1 protein-coding gene is annotated in these 336 nt (G+C 63.4%); it reads right to left on the bottom strand.

The window, feature by feature from the left end:
• Positions 1-336, bottom strand: a 336-nt coding sequence (locus tag PZH32_RS11970; protein WP_275208479.1) for a DmsC/YnfH family molybdoenzyme membrane anchor subunit, incomplete at both ends; no start/stop codon positions are given.

Here is a 336-nt window from a genome sequence, read left to right as displayed (position 1 = left end):
CCGCACACCAGGGTGCACACACCCATGAACTTGCTGGCGGCTTCCTCACGGCCGGCCAGGGCCCAGTACAGAGACGAGCCCATGGGCAGCGCCGTCAGCAGATAGCCCGACGGGAGCAGCATGGTGTTCCAAGTCTCGATGGCAGCCATGATGTAGGAATGACCGGCCATGTAGCTGAGGGCCACACCGAAGATCATGCCGCACACCGCAGAAGCCTTGATGCCGCCGGCGATCTCGCGCTTCACGCATACCAGGTACACGATCACAGCGACGGCCAGCAGACCGATGTGCACGGCCTCGACGAAGATGCCGCTCGTAGGATGGGACAGGGCGTTC

Source organism: Adlercreutzia equolifaciens (assembly GCF_029076695.1).
GTDB lineage: Bacteria > Actinomycetota > Coriobacteriia > Coriobacteriales > Eggerthellaceae > Adlercreutzia > Adlercreutzia equolifaciens_A.
Note: the sequence above shows the minus strand (reverse complement) of the source record. Positions and strands in the feature narration are given on the sequence as shown.